The organism is Pseudomonas sp. MF09150 (assembly GCF_059862355.1).
Window position 1 is genome coordinate 355,636 of the sequence record NZ_JCBCUS010000004.1, and the last position, 26,056, is coordinate 381,691.

General features: G+C 64.2%; 28 protein-coding genes. 14 read left to right on the plus strand and 14 right to left on the minus strand.

What is annotated here, in order from left to right; all coding sequences use genetic code 11:
* Positions 1-143 precede the first annotated feature (143 nt).
* Complete coding sequence (locus AC19YX_RS17800; protein WP_500606694.1) at positions 144-1,304, minus strand: MFS transporter; 1,161 nt, start codon at positions 1,302-1,304, stop codon at positions 144-146.
* 98 nt (positions 1,305-1,402) lie between these two features.
* On the opposite strand from AC19YX_RS17800, the gene AC19YX_RS17805 reads away from it, so the two are divergent.
* The 3 genes from AC19YX_RS17805 to AC19YX_RS17815 all read left to right on the plus strand — a co-directional run bounded on the left by AC19YX_RS17805 (position 1,403) and on the right by AC19YX_RS17815 (position 4,732).
* Positions 1,403-2,323, plus strand: coding sequence for a LysR substrate-binding domain-containing protein (locus AC19YX_RS17805; protein WP_500606695.1), 921 nt, complete (start codon positions 1,403-1,405; stop codon positions 2,321-2,323).
* Positions 2,324-2,449: 126 nt separating this feature from the next.
* Complete coding sequence (locus AC19YX_RS17810) at positions 2,450-4,393, plus strand: alkaline phosphatase D family protein (protein WP_500606696.1); 1,944 nt, start codon at positions 2,450-2,452, stop codon at positions 4,391-4,393.
* A gap of 51 nt (positions 4,394-4,444) precedes the next feature.
* Positions 4,445-4,732, plus strand: a complete 288-nt coding sequence (locus AC19YX_RS17815; RefSeq protein WP_078472353.1) for a hypothetical protein — start codon at positions 4,445-4,447, stop codon at positions 4,730-4,732.
* A gap of 70 nt (positions 4,733-4,802) precedes the next feature.
* Here the strand turns inward: AC19YX_RS17815 and AC19YX_RS17820 are convergent, their stop codons facing one another.
* From AC19YX_RS17820 to AC19YX_RS17830, 3 genes are all read right to left on the minus strand, one after another.
* Positions 4,803-5,669 carry a hypothetical protein gene (locus AC19YX_RS17820; protein WP_500606697.1) on the minus strand — a complete coding sequence of 289 codons (867 nt, stop codon included), beginning with the start codon at positions 5,667-5,669 and terminating at the stop codon, positions 4,803-4,805.
* Between the two features lie 72 nt (positions 5,670-5,741).
* Positions 5,742-6,326: a hypothetical protein gene (locus AC19YX_RS17825; protein WP_078472355.1), complete on the minus strand. Its 585-nt coding sequence runs from the start codon at positions 6,324-6,326 to the stop codon at positions 5,742-5,744.
* Between the two features lie 203 nt (positions 6,327-6,529).
* Entirely contained in the window at positions 6,530-8,590 is a 2,061-nt protein-coding gene (locus AC19YX_RS17830; protein WP_500606698.1) for a c-type cytochrome, read from the minus strand.
* 297 nt (positions 8,591-8,887) lie between these two features.
* Here AC19YX_RS17830 and AC19YX_RS17835 point away from each other — a divergent pair, with 297 nt between their 5' ends.
* Genes AC19YX_RS17835 through AC19YX_RS17845 form a run of 3 tightly spaced genes read left to right on the plus strand, consistent with a single transcriptional unit; the run spans position 8,888 to position 10,759 of the window.
* Positions 8,888-9,463, plus strand: coding sequence for a DUF1444 family protein (locus tag AC19YX_RS17835; protein WP_078472357.1), 576 nt, complete (start codon positions 8,888-8,890; stop codon positions 9,461-9,463).
* A complete protein-coding gene (locus tag AC19YX_RS17840) occupies positions 9,444-9,947 on the plus strand; it encodes a hypothetical protein (protein ID WP_500606699.1) in 504 nt (167 codons plus the stop codon). Before AC19YX_RS17835 ends, AC19YX_RS17840 begins: the two co-directional genes overlap by 20 nt.
* 56 nt (positions 9,948-10,003) lie before the next feature.
* Positions 10,004-10,759 (plus strand): hypothetical protein, encoded by a 756-nt coding sequence (locus AC19YX_RS17845; protein ID WP_102047938.1) that lies wholly within the window; start codon positions 10,004-10,006, stop codon positions 10,757-10,759.
* Between the two features lie 35 nt (positions 10,760-10,794).
* On the opposite strand, the gene vapC is transcribed toward AC19YX_RS17845, so the two are convergent.
* Together vapC and vapB are read right to left on the minus strand one after the other, a co-directional pair.
* Positions 10,795-11,193, minus strand: coding sequence for a type II toxin-antitoxin system tRNA(fMet)-specific endonuclease VapC (gene vapC, locus AC19YX_RS17850; protein ID WP_020298420.1), 399 nt, complete (start codon positions 11,191-11,193; stop codon positions 10,795-10,797).
* Positions 11,193-11,423: a type II toxin-antitoxin system VapB family antitoxin gene (gene vapB / locus AC19YX_RS17855; protein ID WP_043229907.1), complete on the minus strand. Its 231-nt coding sequence runs from the start codon at positions 11,421-11,423 to the stop codon at positions 11,193-11,195. Before vapB ends, vapC begins: the two co-directional genes overlap by 1 nt.
* A gap of 194 nt (positions 11,424-11,617) precedes the next feature.
* Between vapB and AC19YX_RS17860 the strand changes: the two genes are divergently transcribed.
* Complete coding sequence (locus tag AC19YX_RS17860) at positions 11,618-12,202, plus strand: DedA family protein (RefSeq protein ID WP_078472359.1); 585 nt, start codon at positions 11,618-11,620, stop codon at positions 12,200-12,202.
* A 54-nt stretch (positions 12,203-12,256) separates the two neighbouring features.
* On the opposite strand, the gene AC19YX_RS17865 is transcribed toward AC19YX_RS17860, so the two are convergent.
* Positions 12,257-13,285 (minus strand): amino acid ABC transporter substrate-binding protein, encoded by a 1,029-nt coding sequence (locus AC19YX_RS17865; protein WP_078472360.1) that lies wholly within the window; start codon positions 13,283-13,285, stop codon positions 12,257-12,259.
* A gap of 261 nt (positions 13,286-13,546) precedes the next feature.
* Between AC19YX_RS17865 and AC19YX_RS17870 the strand changes: the two genes are divergently transcribed.
* Both AC19YX_RS17870 and AC19YX_RS17875 read left to right on the plus strand, forming a co-directional pair.
* Positions 13,547-14,455: a LysR substrate-binding domain-containing protein gene (locus AC19YX_RS17870; RefSeq protein ID WP_178102982.1), complete on the plus strand. Its 909-nt coding sequence runs from the start codon at positions 13,547-13,549 to the stop codon at positions 14,453-14,455.
* Between the two features lie 83 nt (positions 14,456-14,538).
* Positions 14,539-15,789, plus strand: a complete 1,251-nt coding sequence (locus AC19YX_RS17875; RefSeq protein ID WP_500606700.1) for a 2-aminoadipate transaminase — start codon at positions 14,539-14,541, stop codon at positions 15,787-15,789.
* Position 15,790: 1 nt separating this feature from the next.
* On the opposite strand, the gene AC19YX_RS17880 is transcribed toward AC19YX_RS17875, so the two are convergent.
* Positions 15,791-16,240: a DUF3592 domain-containing protein gene (locus AC19YX_RS17880; RefSeq protein WP_500606701.1), complete on the minus strand. Its 450-nt coding sequence runs from the start codon at positions 16,238-16,240 to the stop codon at positions 15,791-15,793.
* 233 nt (positions 16,241-16,473) lie between these two features.
* Between AC19YX_RS17880 and AC19YX_RS17885 the strand changes: the two genes are divergently transcribed.
* Both AC19YX_RS17885 and AC19YX_RS17890 read left to right on the plus strand, forming a co-directional pair.
* Positions 16,474-16,869: a GNAT family N-acetyltransferase gene (locus AC19YX_RS17885; protein WP_500606702.1), complete on the plus strand. Its 396-nt coding sequence runs from the start codon at positions 16,474-16,476 to the stop codon at positions 16,867-16,869.
* Between the two features lie 38 nt (positions 16,870-16,907).
* Positions 16,908-17,537: an SMI1/KNR4 family protein gene (locus AC19YX_RS17890; RefSeq protein WP_500606703.1), complete on the plus strand. Its 630-nt coding sequence runs from the start codon at positions 16,908-16,910 to the stop codon at positions 17,535-17,537.
* A gap of 7 nt (positions 17,538-17,544) precedes the next feature.
* Here AC19YX_RS17890 and AC19YX_RS17895 read toward each other — a convergent pair whose 3' ends face one another.
* The gene (locus AC19YX_RS17895) at positions 17,545-17,904 is read right to left on the minus strand and encodes a hypothetical protein (RefSeq protein WP_500606704.1); all 360 of its coding nucleotides are present in this window, start codon (positions 17,902-17,904) and stop codon (positions 17,545-17,547) included.
* Between the two features lie 64 nt (positions 17,905-17,968).
* On the opposite strand from AC19YX_RS17895, the gene AC19YX_RS17900 reads away from it, so the two are divergent.
* Entirely contained in the window at positions 17,969-18,376 is a 408-nt protein-coding gene (locus tag AC19YX_RS17900; RefSeq protein WP_500606705.1) for a GFA family protein, read from the plus strand.
* Positions 18,377-18,390: 14 nt separating this feature from the next.
* Here AC19YX_RS17900 and msrA read toward each other — a convergent pair whose 3' ends face one another.
* Genes msrA through msrB form a run of 3 tightly spaced genes read right to left on the minus strand, consistent with a single transcriptional unit; the run spans position 18,391 to position 21,493 of the window.
* Positions 18,391-19,092 carry a peptide-methionine (S)-S-oxide reductase MsrA gene (gene msrA, locus AC19YX_RS17905; RefSeq protein ID WP_500606706.1) on the minus strand — a complete coding sequence of 234 codons (702 nt, stop codon included), beginning with the start codon at positions 19,090-19,092 and terminating at the stop codon, positions 18,391-18,393.
* A gap of 33 nt (positions 19,093-19,125) precedes the next feature.
* Complete coding sequence (locus AC19YX_RS17910) at positions 19,126-20,931, minus strand: cytochrome c biogenesis protein DipZ (RefSeq protein ID WP_500606707.1); 1,806 nt, start codon at positions 20,929-20,931, stop codon at positions 19,126-19,128.
* 43 nt (positions 20,932-20,974) lie between these two features.
* Positions 20,975-21,493 (minus strand): peptide-methionine (R)-S-oxide reductase MsrB, encoded by a 519-nt coding sequence (gene msrB, locus AC19YX_RS17915; RefSeq protein WP_500606708.1) that lies wholly within the window; start codon positions 21,491-21,493, stop codon positions 20,975-20,977.
* 154 nt (positions 21,494-21,647) lie between these two features.
* On the opposite strand from msrB, the gene AC19YX_RS17920 reads away from it, so the two are divergent.
* Both AC19YX_RS17920 and AC19YX_RS17925 read left to right on the plus strand, forming a co-directional pair.
* The gene (locus tag AC19YX_RS17920) at positions 21,648-22,364 is read left to right on the plus strand and encodes a response regulator transcription factor (RefSeq protein WP_078472371.1); all 717 of its coding nucleotides are present in this window, start codon (positions 21,648-21,650) and stop codon (positions 22,362-22,364) included.
* The gene (locus AC19YX_RS17925) at positions 22,361-23,863 is read left to right on the plus strand and encodes an ATP-binding protein (RefSeq protein WP_500606709.1); all 1,503 of its coding nucleotides are present in this window, start codon (positions 22,361-22,363) and stop codon (positions 23,861-23,863) included. The genes AC19YX_RS17920 and AC19YX_RS17925 overlap by 4 nt, the downstream gene beginning before the upstream one ends.
* A gap of 105 nt (positions 23,864-23,968) precedes the next feature.
* On the opposite strand, the gene AC19YX_RS17930 is transcribed toward AC19YX_RS17925, so the two are convergent.
* Entirely contained in the window at positions 23,969-24,793 is an 825-nt protein-coding gene (locus AC19YX_RS17930; RefSeq protein WP_500606710.1) for a hypothetical protein, read from the minus strand.
* Between the two features lie 2 nt (positions 24,794-24,795).
* Positions 24,796-26,043: an MFS transporter gene (locus tag AC19YX_RS17935; protein WP_500606711.1), complete on the minus strand. Its 1,248-nt coding sequence runs from the start codon at positions 26,041-26,043 to the stop codon at positions 24,796-24,798.
* Positions 26,044-26,056 lie beyond the last annotated feature (13 nt).

Below are 26,056 nucleotides of genomic sequence, written 5' to 3' on the forward strand. Positions count from 1 at the left end.
CTGTGTATAGAGCCAGCATGGATTTGTGGCGCCTATGCGCCCAGTGTTTGCGGGTTCACGGGCCCGGCCGCTGAATTAACAGCGGAACATCAAACCTAGTGCGGGCTTCACACGGCTAAATCGAGGCTTTGACGCTAGATATTTCACGCCTCTTCAGCCGACGACGCCTTTGTCCCCCGTCGAACTTCCCGACACACCACCGCACTCACCGCCAGACACCCCGCCGCCACTGAATACACCCACACCGACGGCGCCACCGGCAATAACACCCCGGCCAACAATGGCCCGATCCCGGCGCCGATATCGCGCCACACGGCGTTGGCGGCCAGGGCGCGTACCCGCCCGGGGCCGGGGTGGCGTTCGGCAACGACGGTGACCACCAGCGGCAGTTGCAGGGCGCGCAGGATCAGGACCAGGGCGCCGCCGACGATCAGCCAGTGCCAGCCGAAGCCGATCAGGGCGATGGAGGTGAGCAGGGAGAAGACGATAAGCATGCGGGTGGCGCCCCAGCGTTGTGCGGCGAGGCCGCCGAGGGGGCTGAGGAGCATTTCCGAAACGTAGCGCAGAGCCAGGAGTACGCCGGCGACCACCACGGCGTCGCCAGCCATCAGGTGTTCGGCTTGCAGGGAGAGGCCGATGATAAACAGGCCATCGAGCACCAGGCCTTCGATAAAGGACCAGACGGCGACGCTGTCGGGACGTTGAAAGCGCCGCGGCGAGCTGGCCAGGGGGTGGGGTTTGGCCGGCAGACCGAGGGACAGCCACAGGCCGAGCAGCGAGGTGGCGGCCATGACCAGGAAGATCAGGCGCGGGCCGTATTCCACCGTCAGCAATGCGCCCAGGGGCAGGGCCAGCATCGGCCCGGTGGCGATCAGCGCTCGGGAGCGGCCGGTGCGGCGGGCTGCGCCGCTGGGTTCGGCGGTGGCCATGACTTGGGTCGACAGGTTGAGCGCGGCATAGGACAAGCCCCAGCCCAGGCGCAACACCAATAGCCACCAGAACCCGGACAAACTGGCGTAGCCCAGGGCACAGAGCGCGGCGGTGCCGGCGGCCAGCAGGCAGATCGGGCGGTCGCCGTGGCGCGCATAGAAGCGCATCACGTAGCTGTAGCCAAAGATCCTGATCAAGCGGTTGGCTGCCAACAGCAGCCCGGCTTCGGCCAGGCTGACGCCAAAGGCTTCGTGCTGCATCGGCAGCAGCAGGTACAAGAGGGTGTCGCCGGGCAGGCAGAGGCCGAGAATCGACGCGGCGCGGGCTGAATCTCGATCAGTGCTGCGGGTGCTGCTGGGGATGGCATCGGGCATGGGCTGGGCAACCGGGCAAAGGCGGCCTTCAGGGTGGCGGCAAGCACCCGCGCTGACAAACGCTTTAATTGCGCCCTATATGTGACTAAATTAGACCCATGATTGCCGACCTCCCCCCGTTGAATGCCGTTCGCGCCTTTGCCGCCGCCGCTCGCCACGAGAGCTTCAGCCGCGCGGCCGAGGAGTTGCACGTGAGCCACAGCGCGGTCAGCCGCCATATCAAGTTGCTCGAAGAGCACCTGGGGGTGCTGCTGTTCGAGCGCCGTGTGCGGCAGTCGATACTGACCCCCGCCGGGCAGGCGTTTTATGAGCAGGTCAGCGTGGCCCTGACTCAGATCGCCAGCGCCGCCGTGTCTTTGCGCCAGGGTGCGGCACTGCGCAAGGTGACGCTCAATGTGCGGCCATCCTTTGCCGTGCGCTGGCTGATCCCGCGCTTGCCGAACTTTATGGCGCAACACCCGCAGATCCAGCCCGAAGTGGTGACCAGCACCCAATACCCCGACCCGGCGCGGGAAACCTTTGACCTGGTGATTCGGCGCGGTCGGGCCGGCTGGTCGGCGGCGCTGCAACCGCAGCGGCTGCTGGAGGATGAAATGCTGCTGGTGGCTGCCCCCGCACTGCTGCACAACACCCCGCTGGCCAGTGCCCGCGACCTGGGCCGACACACCCTGCTGACCAGCCGCACCCGTGCCACCGACTGGAGCAAATGGACCGCCCACTGCGGCCTTGCGCCCCTGGGCAGCCCGCCTACCTTGCAGTTCGACCATATGCATTTTGTCCTGCAGGCCTGCGTCGATGGCCTGGGCCTGGCCCTGTGCCCGGCCTCGCTGTTGGGCAAGGACCTGGCCAGCGGCCGCCTGGTGTGCCCGTTGCCGACCTTGCACCAGCCGCTGCCGCGCTATTACTACGCGCTGTCGCCGGAAGCCGGGGCTGACGCCGAGCTGTTTATCCAATGGATGCGCACGCAGATCGAGCAGGACGCACTGGATAACGTGGCCCAGGTGCCGGTAGCGCCTTGATGCCGCGACCCGGCTGACAGCAATCAGCGACCTGCCCGGCACCACGCACAGCTTGATCTGACAATTCTTCGACATCCTCTACGGTAAGATTCACGCCTTTGTTTGCCCTGTGAGCCCCGATCGTCCATGCCCCTGACTGCACCTGTTACCACCGCCCTGCCCCCTGTGCTGGCCGGCCCGCTGTTGCGGCGCCTGCAACCCACGCGCCTGGTGCTGTGGCTGGTGGGGTCGCGGGCGCTGCAACTGACGCTGCGCTTGCAGGTGGCCGCGGGCGAGCCGGCGCAGGACATCGCCCTGGACGCCCGGCAGTGCCAGGTGATCGCCGTCGGCCAACAGGCGTTCATCCACCTGATCGACGTCACCCTGGAGGCAGCCCTGCCCCAGGACGTCGCCATCGGCTACGACCTGCTGCTCGACCACGGCGATGGCTCCAGCTCCGGCATCGCCGACTGGGCGCCGCACCTGCTGTACGGCCAGGCGCGCGGCCCGGAGTTTGTGCTGCACAGCCGCCTCGGGCAGTTGCTCCACGGCTCGTGCCGCAAGCCACACCACCCGGCCAATGACGGTTTGCTCTGCGTCGACCGCCTGCTGGCCGAGGCCCCGGCGCCCGAGCAGCGCCCAGCCCTGCTGATGATGAGTGGCGACCAGGTGTACGCCGACGATGTGGCCGGGCCGATGCTGCGGGCGATCCATGCCCTGATTGCACGCCTCGGGCTGTTCGACGAACACCTGGAAGGCGCAGTGGTGGATGACAGTGCCGCGCTCTACGGCCACCGCGCCAGCTACTACCACCGCGCCGAATTGCTGCCGGCGCTGAAAAGCAACGAGACCCTGCGCGAACGCTTTTTTGGCGGGGTGAAAAAGCCGATTTTCACCAGCAGCAGCGCCGACAACCACCTGGTGACCTTCGCCGAAGTGCTGGCGATGTACCTGCTGGTGTGGTCGCCGCTGCCCTGGACCCTGATCGCCCCGTCACCACCGCAGTTGCTGCCCGCAGAACAGGCCCGCTACCGACGCGAGCAGCAGCATATCGACGGTTTCGTGGCCGGCCTGGGCGGCGTGGCGCGGGTCATGGCGCACCTGCCGTGCCTGATGATTTTCGACGACCACGACATCACCGATGACTGGAACCTCAGCGCGCAATGGGAAGAAACCGCCTACGGCCACCCGTTTTCCAGACGCATCATCGGCAACGCACTGCTGGCCTACATGTTGTGCCAGGGCTGGGGCAACAACCCGGACGCGTTTCCCGCGCTGCTCGAACAGACCCGGGCCCTGAGCAGCACCCCACAGCAAGGGCACCTGAACGCCGCCGCCCAGGACCAATTGATCGATGAGCTGCTGCGCTTCCAGCACTGGCATTACGTGCTGCCGACCACCCCGGCGCTGGTGGTGCTGGACACCCGCACCCGGCGCTGGCGCAGCGAGTTCAACCTCGGCCAACCCTCGGGCCTGCTGGATTGGGAGGCCTTGAGCGAGCTGCAACAAGAGCTGCTCGACCACCCTTCGGCGATCATCGTCTCGCCGGCGCCGATCTTTGGCGTGAAGTTGATCGAGACCGTGCAAAAGGTCTTCAGCTGGTGCGGCTACCCGTTGCTGGTGGATGCGGAAAACTGGATGGCTCATCGCGGCTCGGCCCAGGTGATCCTGAATATCTTCCGCCACTCGCGGACCCCGGGCAGCTACGTGGTGCTGTCGGGGGACGTGCATTATTCATTCGTGTACGAGGTGCTGATCCGTCACCGCAAGAGCGGACCGAGGATCTGGCAGATCACCAGCAGCGGCATCAAGAACGAATTCCCCCCGGCCCTGCTGGAATGGTTCGACCGCCTCAACCGCTGGCTGTATTCGCCGCGCTCGCCGCTGAACTGGTTTACCAAGCGCCGACTGATGCGGGTCATCCCGCACATCCCCGAACGTGCCGAAGCCGGTGAGCGGCTGTGGAACTCGGCGGGAATCGGCCAGGTTTTTTTCAATGCACAGGGGCAACCGCAGCAGATTTACCAGCACAATGCCGACGGCTCGGCGCCGACGCGGATGGTCGCGCCGGATGAGCCATCCAGCCGCTGAGCCGGCCCGGTAAAACACCTTCGCCCCTGCCCCTTGCGAGCCCCGCCGCTGATGAAAATCCTCTTCACCACCCTGGCCCTGCTGTTGCTCGGGGTACTGTTCACCGGCACCTACCAGACCATGGAGGACGGCTACGCCGAAACCCGGTTCTTCATCAAGAAGTCGCCGACCCTGCGTATCCGCTTCGAGAATATTTTTGCCTACGAGGCAGACGACAAGTCCCTGGTCGAACTCGACCACGAGCAACGTCAGCAGGTGATCGATTACTGCCGGTATCGCCTGGGCATCGTCACTCAGTTGCAGAGCCAGGAGCAGTTGGAGCGGTGCAAGGCGCGATAAGGCTCAATCACGCTTCGACTCTCCAGTCGCAACGCCAGACATCCGCTGCGGCGCGGATGTCGGAGTGAAATCAGCCCGCGCGGTGCACTGGCTTTATCGCAGTCAAAAACTCATTGACCACTTTCAGAACCCACTCTTTGGCCTTTTGAGTATTGGCCAACTGCGCTTTGTCTGCGTCCTCGACAAAGCCTGGGATATGTTCGGGAGCAAGTTTGACGATAAAAGCGGCGGCATCATCGGCGGCAGATTTCTTATTGAACTCGTGCTCCAAACGCGCCATGGAAGCCGCGAATATTGAACTCTTCATCAGTTGCTGACTGCGCTCCGTCAGTTCAGCGATGTTGTTTGACTGATTGATGATCAGGAATATATCGAAGGCATCCCGCAAGCGCTTTCCAAAACCAACCGAGCGTCCCTTGGACGAAAGAAAGCCGGCTTCGGTGGCGAAAGGCACCTTCAGAAAGGTTTCCGTTCCATCCATGGCCAGCCCCGATATCACCTGATACCTGGCTTCTTTGTCAGTGAAGATCACATCCGTGCCCGGGGTCGCGATGGACTCATAACGCCCCCACTGCATAATCAGATCGGCTGAATCATCCGCATATTTCCTGTGCAGAAAATCCACATGAAAAATCATCGGTTCATTGTTGACCACCAGCTTTCTGTACACCTGGAACGCGTTCTTTGGCGCCCGCATATACCCCGAGTCCTTAACCATTGAGTCCAGAGCCCGAATAACATGCTCTTTGCTCAGCGCCGCATTCAGAATGATGTCGACGTCATACGTACCCGTATGGGGAATCGGCTTGGCGTTGAACAGGTAAGGGATCCAGCCGCCAATCACCGCATAGTCGATGGTTTCACGATTGAGCAACCCGGCCACTTCCAACAGCATGGCCTGCGCTGCTTCCTGTTCGCTTGCAAAGCTATACGTCATGTTCACTCCATCCTTATTGAATAGGGGTTGTTGCTGCGGGGGCTGGCACCAGGCGCGGATCTGCTCACTGCATCAAGGCCGGGCATCGGCGCTGCAATAGTCGGCTTTTTCCAGCTTCACTTCGTCCGGCAGGGCATTGCCCTGGCCGTCGATCTTGCGCAGCAGCGCCAGGCATTGCTGCTGGGTGTCATGGATAAACACCAGTTGGTAGTTGACCCCGGCTTCGGGGGTGAAGCGCACCGACTGCGCGCAGCTGTAGATCAAGTCGCTGTTTTTGGGGCGCTCGGTGTTGCTGAACATCAGGGCGAACGGCCGGTTGGCGGGTATTTTCAGCTCGTTGGCGCCGAAGTCGTCGCTGCGCCGCAGGCGGTCGGCCTCGGCGCTCATGGGCATGCCCAGGGAGCGGAAGTTGGGGTTAGGGCGATTGCCGTGGGGACGGACCATCAACCCCGAGTCGGGCTTGCGCCAGTCGATGCAGTCGCTGCTGGGCACGCCGCGAACAATGCCTTTGGCGATGATGCGGATTTGCGCAGTGGGCCCGCTGCCTTCCGGCAAGCGATAGCTGACGGTGGTGGCCTTGAGTGTCGACAGGCGGGTACAGCCACCCAGGCCCAGGCCCAACGCCAGACAGAGCAACAACAGGGATGTGGGTTTCATCGTTCGTCCTTGAGCATGGCGGACGGCTGCCAGGGGGTGGCAGCCATTGAAAAAGATCGGCAATCCTACCTCAGGGCCACAGGCCGCTGAGGAGTTTTTACCAGGGCACCGATTGCCGGCGCCTGCTCTTTCTTTCGCCAAAGGCGCGGACGGCGCTGCCTGTCAGGCAGACGCCGGCACGGGGTGACACGCGGTGAGCGCAATCAGTAACGCGCATCCACCGGCTTTTTATCCTTGGGCCAATCCTTGACCTTGTCCGGGAAGTCGGGACGCGGCTGGTGGGAGAAGTATTCGGCCACGTCCAGCGCTTCCTGGTCGCTCAGGCCGCCCTGGCCCAGGGGAAATTTTTCATGGAAGCCGATGGGCATGTTGCGTTTGACAAAGGCCGCGGCGGTGTTGGTGCGAGCCATGCCGGCACCGATATTGAACGACTGCTCGCCCCACAGCGGCGGGAAGATCAGGCTGCCATCGGCGCGTTTCAGGCCTTCACCGTCGGCGCCATGGCACACCGCGCACTGCTTGGCGTACACCTGCTGGCCGTGTTCCGGGTTGGGGGTCAGCGACGGGTCGATCTTGCCGACACCGCGCCCGGCCACTTTGTCTTCGGGCTTGGTGTTGTTTTTCATCCAGTCGAAGTAGGCCACCATCGCCTGCATGTCCGTGCCCTGCACCGGCAGCGGCTTGCCGTTCATCGAGCGACGGAAGCAACCGTTGATGCGCTCTTCCAGGGTGATGGTCTTGCCGGCCCGCGGCGCATAGCCAGGGAAGAACGCCGAAACTCCGACAAAGGGCGAGCCGTCGGCCACGGTGCCGGCGTTGAGGTGGCAGCTGGTGCAGTTCAGGGAGTTGCCGACGTTGTCCGGCAACAGCGCCTTGGTTTCCAGGTGCAGGCGCATGCCACGCACCACTTGCTCGGCGTTGGGTGCGGCCAGCAGATTGGCCAGGCGCGGGGTTTCGAACAAGGTGCTTTCGACCGTCGGGCTGAGCTGGGCACGCATGGCCTTGACCTGCGCGGGGCTGATGGCCGAGCCGGTGTTGCCCCAACTGCTGCGGACAAAACTGAGGATCTCGGCAATCTCTTCATCCGCCAGCTGGGCAAAGCCCGGCATGGTGTAGACCCGTGGGTGGGCCGCGGTTTGCGCGGTCTGCCAGCCGGTCAGGGTGATGTGCAGCAGCGAGGTCGGGTTGGCCGAGGCGATGCTCGGGTTACCCGCCAGCGCCGGGAACATCTGCGGCACGCCGCCACCGTCCTGGCGATGGCAGTCGGAGCAGAACTGCGCATAACCCAGGCCGCCAAGCGAACTGAACAGGTTGCTCGGTGGCGCGGCCGGGGTCAGTGGCTGGGACGGCATCGGCAGGTCGTCTTTGCCAGCCGGCAGGGACTTGAGGTAGGCGGCGATCGCCGTCAGGTCTGCATCGGAAATGTGCTGGGTGCTGTGGTTGATCACATCGGCCATGTTGCCGGCCACGGTGGCGAAGCGGTTCTGCCCGGTTTTCAACAGTTGCACCGTGTCTTCCACGGTCCACAGGTTCCGCAGGCTGAGGGCGCGCCACTCTTCCACGGTCTCGCCGGCCAGGTAATGCTCGCCGCCGGACTCGTTGTCGCTCATGGCCTTCTCCTGGAAGGCGATGCCGCGCGGCGTATGGCAGGAGCCGCAGTGGCCCAGGCCCTGGACCAGATAGGCGCCACGGTTGAGCTGGGCGTCTTTTTTCGGGTCAGCTTCGAACTCTTTGTTGTCGACAAACACCAGGTTCCAGAACCACAGGCCCCAGCGCTGGTTGAAGGGGAAGCCCATGTCGGCTTCGAGGTTGGCTTGCGCCACCGGCGCCACGCCGTCCATCAGGTAGGCGAAGAGCGCACGCATGTCCTCTTCGGTCATCTTGGCGTAGGACGGATATGGCATCGCCGGGTACAAATGGCTGCCGTTGGGGGTCACGCCTTCGCGCATGGCGCGGTCGAACTGCTCGAAGCTGTAGCGGCCGATGCCGGTGTCCGGGTCGGGGGTGATATTGCTCGAGTAGATGGTGCCCATGGGGGTTTTCAGTTCCAGGCCACCGGCCATGATCGCCCCGCCCTTGGCGGTGTGGCAGGCGATGCAGTCACCCAGTTGCGCCACATACAGGCCGCGCTCGACCAGGGTTGGTTCAGCAGGGGGGGTGGTCTGGACGGTAGCAGGTGCCGGTATCGGCTCATTGCCTTGGACGGAGTGAACGCAGAGCAACGCCGCGCCAAGAATGGCCAAGCGTGACAGAGAGAAAGCCATCAGGTTATTCCTTTAAGAACTGCCTGGAGTGGTCTCCTCGGCAGTTATTGGCATCTATTTTTATGGGTATCACCGGGCACGTGTCCACACGGACCGGGGCGCACAACCTCACGGAGTTGCGCATAAAAGTGTTTTACAGGCATTTCTCTGATGGCAGTTTGATATGGATCAGCTGCCGTGCACCTGGGGTGAAAAAGCGCCGTTCGTGGCTCCAGCGCAGCACTTGCATTCCGCAACGGCGGCGCCCGCGTTACCCTGGCGCTCGCCGTCCGATCATCGTCATGAACAGGGAACCGTATGCCGACCAGTGCTGAAGCGTTTTGCCAACGGGCCATTGCCTACCTCAAGGTCCAGGCGCCCGCCTCGGACGTGATCGAACTGACGCTGTCTCCCGCCGACAGCCCAATCCTCCAGCCTTTTGCCCAGGACCTGCTGGTGGCGTACCTGGTGGATGAAGGCGAGTCATTTGCCTATGTGCAGCAACGGCACCTGGATCAGGCCGGCATCAGCCCACAGGCACTGCACCTGATCGGCCTGCGCAACCTCGCGGCCCTGGCCGAGGAACGGGCTGACGTCCGGGCCCACGGCGAGCTGTTTGCGGTGCTGCTGGACGGCCATTTTGAGGCCAGCCTGCTCCTGCTGGATGAATTCTGGTCGCAGTGGTACGCCCAACTGCTGCCCAACGGCGCCATCGCCGCCCTGCCGGCGCGGGATGTGCTGGCCTTTACCGACGCCGCCAACACCACCGGCATCGCGCAACTGCATCAACTGTGCGAACGCCTGCAGGGCGACATCAGCCACCCCCTGACCTCGACCCTGTATCGCCGAAACCACTTCACCTGGGAGGCGCTGCATGAAACCGCCGATCTGTGACCTGTGCCACAACGACTTTCGCTGCGAGTACGGTCATCGCGGCACAGGCGGCGGCGCGGTGTCATTTGCCGACTTCCACGCGTTGCCCGAGGGCGCCGCGGGCCAGGCGCACGGCTTGGAGTGGTTTTGCGACGAACACCTGGCCAGCGCCCAGGCCCTGTCCCATCTGCCCCATGCAGTGGCCATGGAGCAATTACGGGCCGAGCATGGCCCCTTCCCCGAGTACCCACCGTTGCCCGCCCTGGACCCTGCGCTGTGGGTCATCGATGTCGGGCTCCAGCCGGCAAAAGTGTTCAGTGTGCTGCGCCAGGCGACGCGGCTCAGCCCGCAGGAAGCCAAACAGCGATTGGCCGAAGGCGTGTTCCAAGTGCTCGGCGCCTGGCCGGCAGCGCTCGAGGTCTGGCAGCAGGCATTGGTCGAAGCGGGGGCAACGGTCGAGATTCGTTACCCGTCGTCGCGTAATATCCAGCTGTTTTGCCGTTGAGTTGGGCACGCTGAGCCCGCGCGAAATCACCTCAACCTTCAGGAACAGGATGCGCCTTGGACATTGCCCGGTTGTTGAAAAAGCGCCAGTTGAACGTGCAGGAGCAAAACGCCCTCGCCGCCCATGCCTTGACGACGTGCGCCTTGCACTGGCGCCAACAGGGCCTGCCGCTGGCGCTACGTGAGGCCGGCGCCGCCCGGGGCGTCGACTGGGCGCGCAGCATCCTGCTCCGTCTGGAACTGGACTTCCCCGGCATGCCCGGCCTGTGCGGCGAGCTGATCGACCAGAACGGGCGCTTTATCGAGTTCGAACTGGAAAGCCAGCCGCCGCATGAGCAATTGCTGAGCGTGGAACAGTGGCAGGACATCACCCAGCAGCAGGACTTCGCCCGCCATGCCAAAGGCATCGGCATGGGCCGAGGCGCCATTGCCCGGGAGGTCTGGCGAACGCTGGTTCCAGGTGCCCTGCGCAACCGTTACAAGGCCGCCTTTGTGCTGGCGCTGGGCAGCACAAAATCCCTGGGCGACAGTGGCTGGGAGTTTGCCCCACCGCTGCCCATCGATCCCCGTGTGGCGCAGCACTTGGTGCAGCGCCTGCACTTGCAGGCCAAGGAGAGCTACCTGGGGATTGACGCGTTCGAGGGCGAAGACATGCAAGCCTCGGTGATCCATGACCAGGCTTGGGGCATCGCCGAGATTGCCTTCAAGACCTACAGTGAAGCCGCCCTGGAAGCCGTGACTCAAGCCTGGCACAGCGAGCCTACGGGCAGTACCGAACTGTTTGTGCCGTCGCGGGAAGCCGAGGCGGATTGAAACAGGTGGTCAGCGCCTGGCTAGTAGCCGACGCATCAGACCCAGTCTTCCACGCGCAACCCAGGAACCCGTTGGAACTCACGCAGATTATTGGTCACTAGAATCAGCCCCTGGGAGCGCGCATGACCTGCAATCAGTTGATCGTAAGGACCGATAGGCTGACCCAGCCTGGCCAGTTCTGCGCGAAGCTGACCGGTATGAATCGCCGCCTCGTCGTCATAGTCCAGCACATCAAGCCGCGCAGAAAATCCCTCGACCACATTCAGATTTTTCTCAGGGGCCGCTGACTTCTCGGCACCGTAAATCAGTTCCATCAAGGTCACTGAGCTGATGCACAGGCGACCATGCTGCCGGCTGAACGCCTCACGAACCTGCTGCGGTTTGTTTTTGATGGTGAAGATACAAATGTTGGTATCAAGCATGTACTTGAGCATCAGAAGGACTCACGTATCTGTTCGGCAGGCTGATCCCTGTCACTCATGAAATCATCGCTGACGCTATCTTCATCAAACCAGCTGTCCCAAGACTCGCCGGCCGGAGTAATAATTCGACTGCGTCCAATGCTGACAATATCCACCCGAGTGACATCCTCCGGCAGAGCTGCCGCCTTGGGCATGCGTATCGCCTGACTGCGGTTACTTTTAAATACCGACCCTTGTTCCATAAACACTCCGGGGGATATACCTAAGGTATATCCAGTGTAGATATCACAATGTATATGTCAAAGACATATCCCAAAATAAACGACCTCGGACTCTTCACTCCCACGTCGACCCAGGCCAAAAAACCGGGAACTTCCCCCACCGCCAACCACTCACTTTTCTGACCATCGCTGATTGACCACAAGGCCTGCCCCTCATGTTTGAACACCTCGACCTCAACGCCCTCCTCGCCACATACGGTTACTGGGTGGTGTTTATCGGTTGCCTGCTGGAGGGCGAAACGGTCTTGATTCTGGGCGGCATGGCGGCGCACCAGCAGGTGCTGAAACTGTGGCCGGTGATTGCCTGGGCCAGTGTCGGCGGGATGCTGGGGGACCAGATGCTGTTCTGGAGCGGGCGTTACTTCGGCGCGCGGCTGTTGCCCAAGCTCAAGCGGCACCAGGCGGCGATCGAGCGGGTCCAGGGCTTGATCGAGCGCTACCCCTCGACCTCGGTGTTTGCGGTGCGATTCCTCTACGGTATGCGTCTGGTCGGGCCGATGGTGATCGGCGCCAGCCGGCTGTCACCGTGGCGCTTCACCCTGTTGAACATGCTCGGCGCTGCGGTCTGGGCCACGCTGTTCGTCACGGCCGGGTACTGGGCCGGTGAGGCGCTGGAACATTTTCTGGGCAATCTCAAACCCTATCGTTTGCCCATCTTTATCGGGGTGGTGCTGCTGTTTGTCGCCGCGGCGCTGATTCGCCACCGGCGGGCCAAGGCCAAGGCTCGGCAAGACGCCTGAGCCTGGCACCACGGCGCACCCGACCGCCTGGGCGGACGGGCACACACCCGGACCTCAGCGCACCGGAGGTGCGTACTGAATCCCGCCGTTGTTCCACAGCGCATTGAGCCCGCGCTTGATTTTCAGGCGGCTGCCCTGCCCCACGTTGCGCTCGAAGACTTCGCTGTAGTTACCCACCTGTTTGACGATCTGCACCACCCAGTCGCGGGGCAGTTTCAGGTCCTTGCCGTACTCGCCATCAGCCCCCAGCAAGCGGGCGATGTCCGGGTTCTGGGTGGACGTGGCCTGGGCTTCGACGTTGGCCGAGGTGATGCCCATTTCCTCGGCGTTGAGCATGGCGAACAGGGTCCACTTGACGATGCTGAACCACTCGGCGTCGCCGCGCCGGACCAGGGGGCCGAGGGGTTCCTTGGAGATGATTTCCGGGAGCACGATAAAGTCGTCCGGGGTGGCCATTTTCAGGCGCTGGGCATAGAGCCCGGACTGGTCGGTGGTCAGCACGTCGCAGCGCCCGGCCTCCAGGCCCTTGGCGCTTTCATCGGCGGTGTCGAAAGTGATGGGGGTGAATTTCAGGCCGTTGGCGCGAAAGTAATCGGCCACGTTGAGCTCGGTGGTGGTCCCGGCCTGCAGGCACACGGTGGCGCCATCCAGCTCCTTGGCGCTGGTCACCCCCAACTTGTTGTTGATCAGGAAACCGATACCGTCGTAGTAGGTCACGCCAGTGAATACCAGGCCCATGCCGGCATCCCGCGAGCTGCTCCAGGTGGTGTTGCGCGAAAGAACGTCGATCTCGCCGGCCTGCAACGCGGTGAAACGCTCCTTGGCCGTGAGCTGGCTGAACTTCACTTTCGAGGCATCGCCAAACACGGCGGCGGCCACGGCGTGGCACACGTCGACGTCGAGACCGACCATCTTGCCCTGGGCATCCGGCACGCCGAACCCCGGCAGGCCGTCACTGACGCCGCACTGGATAAAACCTTTCTTGTGGATGCCGTCGAGGGTCGCCCCCGCCTGGGCGGTGGCCGTGGCACCGAGCAAGGCGGCAGCGGCGAACAATGCGAGGGTGGATTTAACTGGGTTCATGCAACATCTCCATTTTTCTTCTTGTTCGGCACGTAAGTCCTGAGCCGGGTAGGTTCACCGGCCGCAACGGCGCTGTGGCTCGTCGCGTGCCCGCAAGCGCGCAAGGGTGGTGCGGTGCTCATCCTTCAAACCGGATAAGGCTTGAAATCTTCGAGGCCGGCCAGTATTAGTCGGTTGCCGCCGGTTGAACAAACGATGTTTCGGCAACAGCCCGTTCCGCCCAGGAATGAACTCCCGCCCCCCGCACCAGGACAGCCTGTGATTTCCAAACGCCTGACCCCCTCCATGACAGCCCTGCAATGCTTCGAAGCCGCCGCCCGCCACCTGAGTTTCACCCGCGCCGCCGAGGAGCTGCACCTGACTCAGAGCGCGGTGAGCAAGCAGGTGGCGCAGCTCGAGGAGATGCTCTGCCAGAACCTGTTCGAGCGGGTGCGCCAGCGTCTGTTCCTGACCCCGGCCGGTTCGCTGTACCTGGCCGAGGTGCACAAGATCCTGACCCAGGTCGACATTTCCAGCCGCTACATCCAGACCTATGGCGGCGAAACCGAAGTGCTGCGGATCGCCACCCAGCCAACCTTCGGCGACCGCTGGCTGGTGCCCAGGCTCAAGCATTTCGCCCAGCGCCACCCGCGCATTCACCTGGAGATCCGCAACGAGCTGGAGCCCTTCGATGTGTTGCAGGCCAAGGCCGATATCGCCTTTTTCTACGGCCAGGGATCGTGGCCGGGAGCGACCTGCATCGAACTGTTTCGCGAAGCCGTGGTGCCGGTGTGCGCCCCGGACTTTGTCGCCGAGCACAGTTCGCCATCGGCGCAGCACACCCTGCTGCAATGCACCTCACGCCCCGAGGCCTGGCACCAATGGTTCCTGGCCCAGGGCCTGCATTCACAGAACAGCTATCACGGGCCGCGCTTTGACACTTTTTACATGTGCATCCGCGCGGCCCAATGCGGTTATGGCGTGGCGCTGATCCCGCGGTACCTGGTGGCCGACGAACTGGCCCAGGGCACCCTGGTGATTCCCTGGGACTACCCCTTGCCCAGCAGCGGCGCGCACTTTGTCGCCCACGCCGAACACACCGCGCAGATCCCCAAGGTCAAGGCCTTCCTCGACTGGATAGTCGAAGACGTGGCGCGGGATGCGGCCACACATTCGGAAATTTCATACTGACCCGGCGACTTTATTTCGTTTGCGGCAAGCACCGGCTGTTGGCTTAGATAGCGCCACGTTCCAGGCAACCAGAGCCCCTCAGCATGAGCAGCGAGACCATCAGCCGTTCGATTTCCATCGTCCATCCGATCCTTCTCAGCCACGGCAAAAATGCCGAGGTCTGGGATGGCGACGGCAAGCGCTACATCGATTTTGTCGGCGGCATTGGCGTGCTCAACCTCGGGCACTGCAACCCGCGGGTGGTGGCGGCGATCCGGGAGCAGGCAGGCAAACTCACCCATTACGCGTTCAACGCCGCCCCCCACGGTCCCTACATCGACTTTATGCAGCGCCTGACAGACTTTATCCCCGTGGGTTACCCGGTCAGCGGCATGCTCACCAACAGCGGTGCGGAAGCGGCGGAGAACGCCCTGAAAATCGTGCGCGGCGCCACTGGGCGCACGGCGATGATCGCTTTCGACGGCGGCTTCCACGGCCGCACCCTGGCCACCCTCAACCTCAACGGCAAGGTCGCGCCCTACAAGCAGAAGGTGGGGGGGTTGCCGGGCCCGGTGTATCACCTGCCCTTCCCCAGCAAGGACAACGGCGTCAGCTGCACCGAGGCCCTCAAGGCCATGGAGCGGCTGTTCAGCGTGGAAATCGATGTGGCCGACGTCGCCTGTTTCATCGTCGAGCCGGTCCAGGGCGAAGGCGGCTTCCTGGCCCTGGATGCGGAGTTCGCCCGGGCCTTGCGGCGCTTCTGCGACCAGCATGGGATTGTGTTGATCGTCGATGAAATCCAGTCCGGATTCGGCCGCACCGGGCAGCGTTTCGCCTTCTCGCGCCTGGGCATCGAGCCGGACCTGATCCTGCTCGGCAAAAGCATTGGTGGTGGCGTGCCCCTGGGGGCGGTGGTCGGGCGCCGCGAGTTGCTGGACAACCTGCCCAAGGGCGGCCTGGGCGGCACCTACTCCGGCAACCCACTGGCCTGCGCGGCGGCCCTGGCCACTCTGGACGAGATGAGCGATGAATGTCTGCAACTATGGGGTGAGCGCCAGGAGCAGGCGATTGTCGAGCGCTACCAGCGCTGGCAGGCGCAGAAAATTTCGCCTTACCTGGGACGCCTGACCGGGGTCGGCGCCATGCGCGGTATCGAGTTGGTCACCCCTCAGGGCGCACCGGCGCCCGAGCAACTGAGCGCGCTGCTGGCCAGCGCCCGCGAGGCCGGCCTGCTGTTGATGCCCAGCGGCAAGGCGCGGCACATCATTCGCTTGCTGGCGCCCTTGACCATCGAGCCCGAAGTGCTCGAAGAAGGGTTGGATATCCTTGAGGCCTGCCTCTCCGGCCTGGCGTAGGTCAGAGGCCCTTGAGCAGGCTGCCCCGGGTGACGCGCCGGGGCTTGCGCCTGATCAGCCCCGGCACGCCGCAGATCACAAACAGCAGGCCCAGGCCACCGATCACAACCGGCGTGGCCCACAGGGCCCAGGGGTCATCGATGATCGCGCTATTGGCCGGACGCTCGGGGGAATAAAGGACCCGCACCGGCTGGCCGATCTCGTAACCGAAGATAAAACCGCCCTGGGGGTAGGAAATTTTCTCGCCAGCGATGCTGGTGAAGTCGATCTGCGGGTGCGCGCCGCCCGCGTTCAGTTCGCTGACCAGGCCCTGGGCCACTTTCGCCTCGGAGACAAAGTCATAACGGTCGCTGGCGACCTTGCCGGCGATCAACAGCAGGCCGGCGCCGATCAGGGTGATCAACAGGCTGGAGAACATCCCGCCGGAGCGCGAGTGAGGGGCGTAAGCCATAAGCGGTCTCGATACTCATCCGTTGAAGAGGCGGCCACCATAGCAGAACCCTACGGGGTGAAAAACCGCCCGGGCCACCCGCCACGAGCGGGTGCCATGCAGCAATTGGGCTGCGGGCCTGGCCGGAAGTTCCACCGTCTTCAGCCGCCGATAAAGCCGCAGTTCACAGAACAGGCCTCCCCCGCTAAGGTGGGCCGCTGACGTTAGGCAAGGCCGTGGCCAGGAGTAAACACATGCAAATCCACCCGATCCTCCCTGAGGAAATCGAAACCGTACGGCTGTTTCTCGGGGCCAATGGCTGGGGCCACCGCATCGGGTCGCCCTCGCACTTTGCGCAATTGATCGCCCACTCCCAGCACACTGTCGTGGCGTTCAAGGACGGACAGGTGGTCGGTTTTGCCCGTGGCATCAGCGACGGTCTGTCCAATGGTTACCTGTCGATGGTGGTGGTCGCCAGCGAACACCGGGGCCAAGGCATCGGCCGTGGGCTGGTGCAGCAGGTCATGGGCGACGACCCGCAGATCACCTGGGTATTGCGCGCCGGCCGTCCCGGTGCCGAAGCGTTCTTCGAAAAACTGGGGTTTGCCCGCTCGAACATCGCCATGGAACGCCCGCGACATCCTGCATAATCCCTGCCCCACTCACCGCCACCGTGCAAGGAAGCCCCATGTCCGACCTCGATAACACCTCCGACACCTGGCCACCTGCCGATTGCCCGGCCTTGGCATGGCCGGCGCTGCCCGATCCGCAGGCGCGCCTGGCCTGGTATCAGGCCGTGATCAAGGCTTACGCCGCCCTGTGGGAGGGCCATGTCTCGGCCCCCACCCTGACACCGGTCGCTGAAGGCGCCATCCAGGCGCTGGAGCAGCAACTGGGCTGCGCCCTGCCCGCGCCCCTGCGTCAGTACCACCTGCAACTGGGGGCGCTGTCCCTGGCCGAAACCCTGTGCAGCGTGCAGCACGGCCCGGTGTGCATCCAGCCGCTGCTGGCGGCCTATCCCGGCCTCACCGATATCTATGAAGACAACCTGGACCTGCCGCTGGTCGAGGCCCTGGTCGCGTTTGGGGATTACCTGGGCAACGGCAATATGTTCTGTTTCCACCGCCAGGACGGGGCGGTCTACTACTTTGACCATGACACCGAGCCGGCCCTGACGCGGTTTTTCGATTCAACCCAGGACTACCTCGACGCCCTGATGCTGCGCTGCCTGGCTGAGGTCCATGACGACGATGACACCGGCGAAGCGCTGCTCGGTGCCCGCTATGGCGAGAGCCTGGTGCGCAAGTGGCTCTACTGATCAAGGCTCAATCGGTGGCCTTGTCCACCGCCAGGCCGATCAGCACCAGGGGCAACAGGGCAATCACGAACACCGTGGTCCAGGCGCCGATGTAGGCATCGTCGAACTTGTCGCCCAGGCTGCGTTTCGCCTTGGGCGCCTCGGCGCGTTCCAGCTTGGCGTCCAGGCCATAGGTATAGGCCGGCTCACCGCGCGGGGCCTGGCAGGCATCACTGCTCAGGCTTGCATAGCGATCACCGACATTGCGCGCCCGCCCAGGGACGAAGCAGTGATCGAAAGGCTGGTGGCGATACAGAGCGTGCGGTTCATGACTCGTTCCTTGAGTGCGGGGTGACCTGGAGCCGGGCTCGGGGAGAGTAAGGTACACCGGGTGGCAAACGCCATATGATGTGCGCCGTCACTGTTATCAGCCCTGCGAGCCTATGAACCCAATGTCCGAGCTTCCCTGCTACGACGGCAGCTGCCTGTGCGGCGCCGTGCGCTATCGCCTGCACCAGGCGATCAAGGCGGTCAGCCACTGCCACTGTGGCCAGTGCCGCAAATCCCACGGCGCCGCCTTTGCCTCCTACGGCAGCGTGCGGCGCGCGGCCCTTGAATGGCTCGGCGGCCAGGACCATCTGCGCGCCTATCGCTCATCACCGACGGTGCTTCGCGAATTCTGCGGGGTGTGCGGTTCAAGCCTGTTCTGGTCGAACAGCGCCGGCGACTTCCCGGACTGGGTCTCGGTGGCCCTGGGGACCCTCGACAGCGAGTTAGTAGCGGTGCGCCAACAGCATATCCACGTCGACTCCAAAGCCTGCTGGCTGGACATCATCGACACCTGGCCGCAAATACCCTAGCGGCCAGCGACGGGTCAGGAACCGCCTTTGACCAGCACTGGCTGCTCCTGGTAGCGCTGCGGGTACAGCTGTTTCAGGTGGGCAACCTTGGGCAGGTCGTTGACCACGATATAGGGGTACGCCGGATGCTCAGTGAGGAAGTCCTGATGGTAATCCTCGGCTGGGTAGAAGCCTTTGTCGTGCTCCAGCCGGGTGACGATGGGCTTGCCGAACACATGGGCCGCGTCGAGCTGGGCGATATAGGCCTGGGCCACCCGTTGTTGCTCAGGGCTTTGCACAAACAGCGCCGATCGGTACTGCGTGCCGCTGTCCGGGCCCTGGCGGTCGAGTTCGGTGGGGTCGTGAGCCACTGAAAAGTAAATCTGCAACAGGCTGCCGTAGCTGACCTGGGTCGGGTCGAAGGTCACCTGCACCGATTCGGCATGCCCGGTATCACCGTCGCTGACCCGTTCGTACCGGGCGGTATCGGCCGCGCCCCCGGCATAACCGGAAACCGCGCGCTGCACCCCTTTCACATGCTGGAATACCCCCTGCACGCCCCAGAAACAGCCCCCGGCAAAGACTGCGGTTTCGCTGTGGGCCTGGGTGCTTTCATCCAGGGCCGGGGCCGCGATGACCACCGGTTCTTCACTGCGGCCAAAGGAAAAAGCCGAACACTGGCCGACTACCCCGACCATGGCCAGGCCCAGTAACAAGCGTTTGAAAGAGGTGTGCATGGCGCATGACTCCTGACAGAAAGGTACGGCGGCTCAACCGAAAGTGAAGGCGTAGGCCGAGACACCCGGGTCGAGAAATTCAATGCTGAATGTGCGATCACCCACCGCACCCGGCTGGCGCAGCAGTTGGTACAAACGCTGTTCGGTGACGCTGCCGCTGCCATCCGGGGCGACGTCGACACCGTGGGCCGCGCCCGGGGCCTGGCCATCGATCGTCACCTTGAAGCGCACCGGCTTGCCGTCGGCGCCCGGGCCGAGCACCAGGTGCAGGTCACGGGCATGGAAGCGATAGACAATCCCCGCCCCGGCGGCCGAAGCCACCGCGCGTTCGGCGCCCACTTGCCACTGGCCGTTCAGGCCCCAGTCGTTCAGGGTCAGGCTGGCGGGGGCCTGGTAGGCCGCCACCGTGTCGGGAGCCAGGCTCGCCTCGGGCACAAAATGCTCGGAGCGTTGATAGCCGACGTAGGTTTCCGGCGAAGCCACCGTGCTCATGTCGGGTGCCTGCTGCACGCCCCGGGCATCGGCCTGGATCAGGCCGCCGCTGACGGCGCCGTTGCCGGCTTCACGCAATAGCTGCTGGATCACCCGTTCCGACTCGGCATAGTCGCCCTCGCCGAAGTGGTGATAGCGGATCCGTCCCTGGGCGTCGGCAAAGTAGTGGGCCGGCCAGTATTCATTGTTGAACGCGCGCCAGATCCGGTAATCGTTGTCGATCGCCACCGGGTAGGTGATGCCGAGGTTTTTCATGGCTTTGGTGACGTTGCCGACATCGCGTTCGAAGGCGAACTCCGGCGCGTGCACACCAATCACCACCAGCCCCTGGTCGCGGTATTTCTCGGCCCAGGCTTTGACATACGGCAGGGTCCGCAGGCAGTTGATGCAGGAGTAGGTCCAGAAATCCACCAGCACCACTTTGCCCTTCAAGGCTTGCGCATCCAGGGGCGGCGAGTTCAGCCATTGCACCGCACCGTCGAGCGCCGGCAACTGGCCCTCGATGGGCAGCGCGGGGTCCTTGGCGGTCGCTTTCATCGCGCCACCGGCGGCCATCATGCTGCCGCCGCCAGCGTCCCGGGGTGGCAGGTTTTGCGCCATCATCGCCCCGCCGCCGTTCGCCGATTTGCCCGCCAGGCGCCCAACCAGTGCCTGCTCCAGGCTGCCGGTGGAGGCCGTGGAGACTTGCGCCAGAATCCCAGTGTCCAGGCCCAGGGCGATGGCCACAACCCCGACCAGCATCGCGGCGCCCAGGCCGCGGCGCAGCCATTCACCGGCGCCGATCGTGCGCTTCATCGCGGCGTAGACCTTGCCGCCCAGCAACAGGGCCACGGCCAACGAGGTGGCGGCACCGGCCGCATAGGCCAGCAGTAACAGGCTGGTGCCCAGGTTCGCCCCCTGCAGGGCCGCGCCGGTCAGCAGCAAGCCGAGAATCGGCCCCGCACACGGCGCCCAGAGCAGGCCTGTGGCAACACCAATCAGCAACGACGCCCCAGGCCGTGGCCGGGCATCGTTGCCCGCGGCTTGCGACAGCCGGCTGCCGGCTGCCACCAGGGGCCGGGTCAGGCGTTCGGCCAGGTGCGGCAGCAGCAGCGTCAGCCCGAACAGCGCAACGCACAGCAATGCGAGCCAACGCCCGTACTGATTGACGTGCACCACCCAACTCCCGCCCACCGCCGCCAGGGTGGCGACCAGGGCGAATGTCAGGGCCATCCCCACCAGCAGCGGCAGGCCACTGCGCACAAACGGCTGCCCGGTGCGGGCGAAGACAAAGGGCAATACCGGCAGAATGCACGGGCTGACGATGGTCAGCACACCGCCGAGATAAGCGAGAAGTAGCAGCCACATGGCGACGACCTTTTTTCAGTGAGTAGAAGAATGTGTCCCGGGTTCACGCCGCGTGCGGCGCGAAATTCATTGCCACGCCGTTCATGCAGTAACGCAGGCCCGTGGGTCGCGGGCCGTCGTCGAAGACATGCCCCAGGTGCCCGCCGCAGCGTCGGCAATGCACTTCGTTGCGCTGCATGCCGAAGCTTCGGTCGCTGCGGGTCGCCACGGCCTGCTCCAGGGGCGCCCAGAAGCTCGGCCAGCCGGTGCGGCTGTCGAACTTGGTGCGGGAAGAGAACAGCTCCAGGGCGCAGCCGGCACACCCGAAGGTGCCGTCACGGTGTTCGTCATTCAGCGGGCTGCTGTAGGCGCGCTCGGTGCCCTCCTCGCGCAGCACCTGGTACTGCTCGGCGCTGAGCAGGGTGCGCCATTCGCTGTCGCTGTGGCTGACCTCGAACACCTCATCCGCCCGGGCCTCGCTGATCAGCAACGGGCTGCCGACCAACCGGGGCAGAACCCCAATGGCCAGGGCCGCTGCACCGAGGCTGCCACCTACCCGCAGAAACTGTCGCCGTGAAAACATGAGCCTCTCCCGAAAAATCACCGTGGTTCGCGTTCAACACAGCCTAGGCTTGAGGTGGTCGCCAAATCCTCACGCACAGTTAAACAATTCGTGATAACTCGAGGCGCGCAAACCCCGCACAATAGCGCCTTACGCAGCGAGGCCCGGAGTACCGATGGAACAGCCCAAACGCGTCCTGGTGGTCGAGGACGACACCCACATCGCCGACCTGATCGTTTTGCACCTGCGTGACGAGCAGTTCGAGGTGGTGCACAGCGCCGACGGCAATCAGGGCCTGCGCCTGCTGGAACAAGGCGGCTGGGATGCGTTGATCCTCGACCTGATGCTGCCCGGGGTCGACGGCCTGGAAATCTGCCGCCGCGCCCGCGCCATGACCCGCTACACCCCGATCATCATCACCAGCGCCCGCGCCAGCGAAATGCACCGCATCCTCGGCCTGGAGCTGGGGGCCGACGACTACCTGGCCAAGCCGTTTTCCATGCTCGAGCTGGTGGCGCGGGTCAAGGCCCTGCTGCGCCGGGTCGATGCCATGGCGCGCAACCTGAAGATGGACGCCGGCAGCCTGGCCCTGGACGGCTTGGCCATCGACCCGCTGACCCGCGACGTGGCGCTCGACGGCCGGCGCCTGGACCTGACGCCACGCGAGTTCGACCTGCTGTACTTTTTCGCGCGCCAGCCGGGCAAGGTGTTCTCGCGCATGGACCTACTCAACGCGGTGTGGGGCTACAGCCATGATGGCTACGAGCACACGGTCAATACCCATATCAACCGGCTGCGGGCGAAGATCGAAAGCGACCCGGCGCAACCGACGCGCATCCTCACGGTGTGGGGACGCGGCTATAAATTCGCCGCGAGCCAGGAGCCCGCATGAAACTGACCCTGACCCAGCGCCTGTCCCTGGTCTTCGCCCTGCTGTTGCTGGTGTGCTGCGGCACCTCGGCATGGCTCCAGGTGCGCGCCAACCAGATGCATGAGCTGGAGGTGGTGCAGGGCCTGTCCCGCGACCTGGCCCAGCACATCGCCCGCGACACACAGTTGATGGATGCCAACGGCCTGATGCCCGGTGCCCTGCGCGAGCTGTTCAGCCAGTTGATGCTGGTCAACCCCAGTGTCGAGGTGTACCTGCTCGACCCCACGGGACGGATCGTCGGCAATGCCGCCCCCGAGGGCCGCCTGCGCCGGGAACAGGTGGACCTGGCACCGGTACAGCGCCTGCTGGAGGGCGCGGCGCTGCCGATTCTGGGCGATGACCCGCGCAGCCTCGATGGGCGCAAGGTGTTCAGCGCTGCCCCGCTGAAGGTCAACGGCCAGCCGGCCGGCTACCTGTACGTGGTGCTGCTGAGCGAAGAGCACGACCGCTTCGCCGAACGCGGCGCCACCAGCGCGGCCTTGAACATCGCGTTATGGTCGATCGGCCTGGTGGCCCTGCTGTGCCTGATCGCCGGGCTGGCGGCCTTTGCCCTGATCACCCGACCGTTGCGCAAGCTGACTGACACCGTCAGCCAGTTCGACATCGATGGCGCCCCCAGCGCCCCGGCCACGGACACGCCCCCACCGCTGCCCGCCGAGGGCCACGATGAAATCGCCGTGCTCGACGCCACCTTCCGCCACATGCAGAGCCGCCTCAGCGAGCAGTGGCGTTCCCTCACCCGCCAGGACCAGGAGCGGCGCGAGCTGGTGGCCAATATTTCCCATGACCTGCGCACGCCCCTGGCGTCGCTGCACGGCTACCTCGAAACCCTGCAACTGAAGGACGCCAGCCTGGCCCCCGAAGAACGCCGGCGCTACCTGGGCATCGCCCTCGACCAGAGCCGCAAGGTCGGTGGCCTGGCGCAGTCGCTGCTGGAGCTGGTGCGACTGGAGCACGGCTTTGTGCAGCCGGTGCTCGAACGCTTCCCCCTGACCGACCTGGTGCAGGACATCTTCCAGAAGTTCGAACTCAGCGCCGAGGCGCGCCATGTGCAGCTCAAGGCCAGCTTCGCGCCCAACGTCGGTGCGGTCTGCGCCGACCTCGGCCTGATCGAGCGGGTGCTGACCAACCTCTTCGACAACGCCCTGCGCCATACACCGGAAGGCGGCGAGATCGAGATCGGCCTGGTGCCCCAGGGGCCGATGGTGGAGGTGACCCTCAGCGACAGCGGCCCGGGCATCGCCGCCGACCTGCGCGAAGGGCTGTTTCTGCGCCCCTTTACCATCGGTGGGGCGCGTCGCGATGGCGGCCTGGGCCTGCGCATCGTGCACCGCATCCTGCAATTGCACGGCCTGGAAATCCGCCTGATCGACCTGCCCGGGCGTGGCGCCAGCTTTCGCTTCAGCTTGCCGGTGGACCTCGCCACGGCGCAGCACAAGGCCACGCGGGCGCAAGGCTGAACCCGGCAACCGCGAGGGCTTTTCGGCGGGCAAAAAAAAGCCGGCAGTCCCCCCAGCGAGGACTCCCGGCAAAAGCGCCTGACATCAGTCGGCGGTGTTACCCCATCATTGCAAGACTTGAGCGCAGTCCCACATCACGCTGGATTTGCGGCGCAGGTACTCGGCGAAGATTTCCTTCGCGGCTTCCGGGTCGATCTGAATCTGCATGGCGTCGACAAACTCGTTCACCGCCGCCACCGCATGGGCGAAGTGATTGCTCTCGGTGCCGCCGGTGTGCACCGTGACCCAGGCCACGGTGGCACGGGCCCTTTCCGCCGGCACGCCCATGTCGCGGACGAACCACTGCTTGTACAGCGGGTGGATGAATTCCACTTCGCCATGGGTGTAGACCTCATGGATCAGCGTGGTCAGCAGCCCTTGCAGCAGGTCGCGATCGCGCAGGCGGCGGGCGTCGGTCCAGTCCTTGAACGACTGCGCCGACGGCAGGCAGTTTTCCTTGAGCAGCCACTGGTCATCGCCACAGATCGGCGTGGCCATGTTGTAGAACAGGTCCGAGTGCAAGGTGTTGCCTAGGGCGCCCAGGTCCTCGTCGGTGATGCGTTGCAGGCTGCCGCAGGCCCGATAGAGCATTTCGGCGGCTTCGGAGCCCTGTTCCGAGCGCGCCAGCAAGGTGATGCGATTGGCCAGGCCGGAGACGCTGGTGGCCGAGTTGTTGGTCTTCGACCAACTGGCGAAAAAGGTCCTCAGCACGGCCGGTGACTGATGGCGCGAGGTGAGTTTTTCAAAGGCATTTTCGATATCCACGAGTGCACTTTCTTCACTCCAGAACGCCTCGAACAGGGCATGTTTCAAGACACTGGCTGGCATATCGTTCAAGACCGGTTCAACGATCTTCAACAACTGACTTTGTTGGGTCAGTACGTTACTCATGGTCACCTCACATATTCCTTATTGGATGATGAATCGGGTTGGGGAATGGGCCCGGTCGAGCCACGTCCATTGGCATCGCGAGCGACCGGTGTTGCGGTTGTTCCGGGCTTCCAGCCACTGACCGCGATCATCAGCGACAGCAACTGGAAGCCGATGATCAGCGCCACGCAGCCGGGCCAGCCGAAGCGGCTCCAGATCATGGCCGGGACGACGGCGCCGAAGCTGCCGCCCAGGTAGTAACAGGTCAGGTACAGCCCCACCGCGCCGGCCTTGTTGTGGCGGGCGGTGGCGGTGGTAAAGGAGTTGGCGGCAGCCTGTGCCAGGAAGACCCCGGTGGAGCTCAAGGCCAGGCCGAGCACGATCAGCCACAACGACGGCAGCAGGGTCAGGGCCGAACCGCAGACACCCAGCAGCGCCGCGCCCACCAGCAGCTCAGATTGCGGTCGCGATTTGCTCAGGCGCCCGGCGATCGGGATCACCACCAGGGCCAGCAGGAACACCGCATAGATTGCGCCCAGGGCCGCGGTGCCCAGCTCAAACGGCGCCTGGCTGAGGTAGAGCCCGGCGTAGGTAAAGGTCGCCACTTGCGAAAACAGCACACAAAAGCCCACCCCATAGGCGGCCAGCAGCGGCTTGCTGTACAGCTCGCGTACCGCCAGCAGGCGACTGGGCGCGACCTTGGTCAGCGGGCGCGGATTGGGCGGCAGCAGCACGCCGATCGCCAAGCCGATCAGCAGGCTCGCGGCGGCCAGCAGCTCGAAGGCTTCCCGCCAGCCGGCGTATTCGGTGACCACCCCAGTGACAAAACGCCCGGCAAAGCCGCCGAGCACGGTGCCCGCCACATACAGACTGGTCACTTCGGTGACGCTGCCGCCACTCCAGCGATCGCCGATATAGGCCACGCTGGTGGCGAACACCACCGGAATCAGCATGCCTTCGGCAAAACGCCAGACCAGCAGCTCGGCAAAGCTGCCGGCATAGGCCGCGAGTACGGCAGGCAGGGCCAGGAGCAAGGAGGCGCCGACAATCACCGAGCGCTGCTCGAAACGACCGGTAAAGCGACTGACAAAGGGGGCGGTGATGGCCACGCCGAGGGTGGTGACGGTGATGCTCCAGCCGGCCTCGCGGACACTCACCTGAAAGCCCTGGGCAAATTCCTGGAGGATGCTTTGGGTGGCGTACAGGTTGAGGAAGGCCGCACAGCCACACAGAAACAGGGCGATGCGTGCACAATGCAGGCGCGAATTCATGAAACCGCTCGTT

Excerpts from the sequence above, each read along its gene's own strand:
- AC19YX_RS17865 (WP_078472360.1), bottom strand. The coding sequence starts at position 13,285 with ATGAACCCAGTTAAATCCACCCTCGCATTGTTCGCCGCTGCCGCCTTG.
- AC19YX_RS17910 (WP_500606707.1), bottom strand. The coding sequence starts at position 20,931 with ATGTGGCTGCTACTTCTCGCTTATCTCGGCGGTGTGCTGACCATCGTC.
- AC19YX_RS17890 (WP_500606703.1), top strand. The coding sequence starts at position 16,908 with ATGTCCGACCTCGATAACACCTCCGACACCTGGCCACCTGCCGATTGC.
- AC19YX_RS17810 (WP_500606696.1), top strand. The coding sequence starts at position 2,450 with ATGCCCCTGACTGCACCTGTTACCACCGCCCTGCCCCCTGTGCTGGCC.
- AC19YX_RS17925 (WP_500606709.1), top strand. The coding sequence starts at position 22,361 with ATGAAACTGACCCTGACCCAGCGCCTGTCCCTGGTCTTCGCCCTGCTG.
- AC19YX_RS17860 (WP_078472359.1), top strand. The coding sequence starts at position 11,618 with ATGTTTGAACACCTCGACCTCAACGCCCTCCTCGCCACATACGGTTAC.
- AC19YX_RS17875 (WP_500606700.1), top strand. The coding sequence starts at position 14,539 with ATGAGCAGCGAGACCATCAGCCGTTCGATTTCCATCGTCCATCCGATC.
- msrA (WP_500606706.1), bottom strand. The coding sequence starts at position 19,092 with ATGCACACCTCTTTCAAACGCTTGTTACTGGGCCTGGCCATGGTCGGG.
- AC19YX_RS17805 (WP_500606695.1), top strand. The coding sequence starts at position 1,403 with ATGATTGCCGACCTCCCCCCGTTGAATGCCGTTCGCGCCTTTGCCGCC.
- AC19YX_RS17830 (WP_500606698.1), bottom strand. The coding sequence starts at position 8,590 with ATGGCTTTCTCTCTGTCACGCTTGGCCATTCTTGGCGCGGCGTTGCTC.
- AC19YX_RS17930 (WP_500606710.1), bottom strand. The coding sequence starts at position 24,793 with ATGAGTAACGTACTGACCCAACAAAGTCAGTTGTTGAAGATCGTTGAA.
- AC19YX_RS17820 (WP_500606697.1), bottom strand. The coding sequence starts at position 5,669 with ATGACGTATAGCTTTGCAAGCGAACAGGAAGCAGCGCAGGCCATGCTG.
- AC19YX_RS17825 (WP_078472355.1), bottom strand. The coding sequence starts at position 6,326 with ATGAAACCCACATCCCTGTTGTTGCTCTGTCTGGCGTTGGGCCTGGGC.
- AC19YX_RS17835 (WP_078472357.1), top strand. The coding sequence starts at position 8,888 with ATGCCGACCAGTGCTGAAGCGTTTTGCCAACGGGCCATTGCCTACCTC.
- AC19YX_RS17935 (WP_500606711.1), bottom strand. The coding sequence starts at position 26,043 with ATGAATTCGCGCCTGCATTGTGCACGCATCGCCCTGTTTCTGTGTGGC.
- vapB (WP_043229907.1), bottom strand. The coding sequence starts at position 11,423 with ATGGAACAAGGGTCGGTATTTAAAAGTAACCGCAGTCAGGCGATACGC.
- AC19YX_RS17800 (WP_500606694.1), bottom strand. The coding sequence starts at position 1,304 with ATGCCCGATGCCATCCCCAGCAGCACCCGCAGCACTGATCGAGATTCA.
- AC19YX_RS17920 (WP_078472371.1), top strand. The coding sequence starts at position 21,648 with ATGGAACAGCCCAAACGCGTCCTGGTGGTCGAGGACGACACCCACATC.
- AC19YX_RS17815 (WP_078472353.1), top strand. The coding sequence starts at position 4,445 with ATGAAAATCCTCTTCACCACCCTGGCCCTGCTGTTGCTCGGGGTACTG.
- AC19YX_RS17900 (WP_500606705.1), top strand. The coding sequence starts at position 17,969 with ATGTCCGAGCTTCCCTGCTACGACGGCAGCTGCCTGTGCGGCGCCGTG.
- AC19YX_RS17840 (WP_500606699.1), top strand. The coding sequence starts at position 9,444 with ATGAAACCGCCGATCTGTGACCTGTGCCACAACGACTTTCGCTGCGAG.
- vapC (WP_020298420.1), bottom strand. The coding sequence starts at position 11,193 with ATGCTCAAGTACATGCTTGATACCAACATTTGTATCTTCACCATCAAA.
- AC19YX_RS17885 (WP_500606702.1), top strand. The coding sequence starts at position 16,474 with ATGCAAATCCACCCGATCCTCCCTGAGGAAATCGAAACCGTACGGCTG.
- AC19YX_RS17880 (WP_500606701.1), bottom strand. The coding sequence starts at position 16,240 with ATGGCTTACGCCCCTCACTCGCGCTCCGGCGGGATGTTCTCCAGCCTG.
- msrB (WP_500606708.1), bottom strand. The coding sequence starts at position 21,493 with ATGTTTTCACGGCGACAGTTTCTGCGGGTAGGTGGCAGCCTCGGTGCA.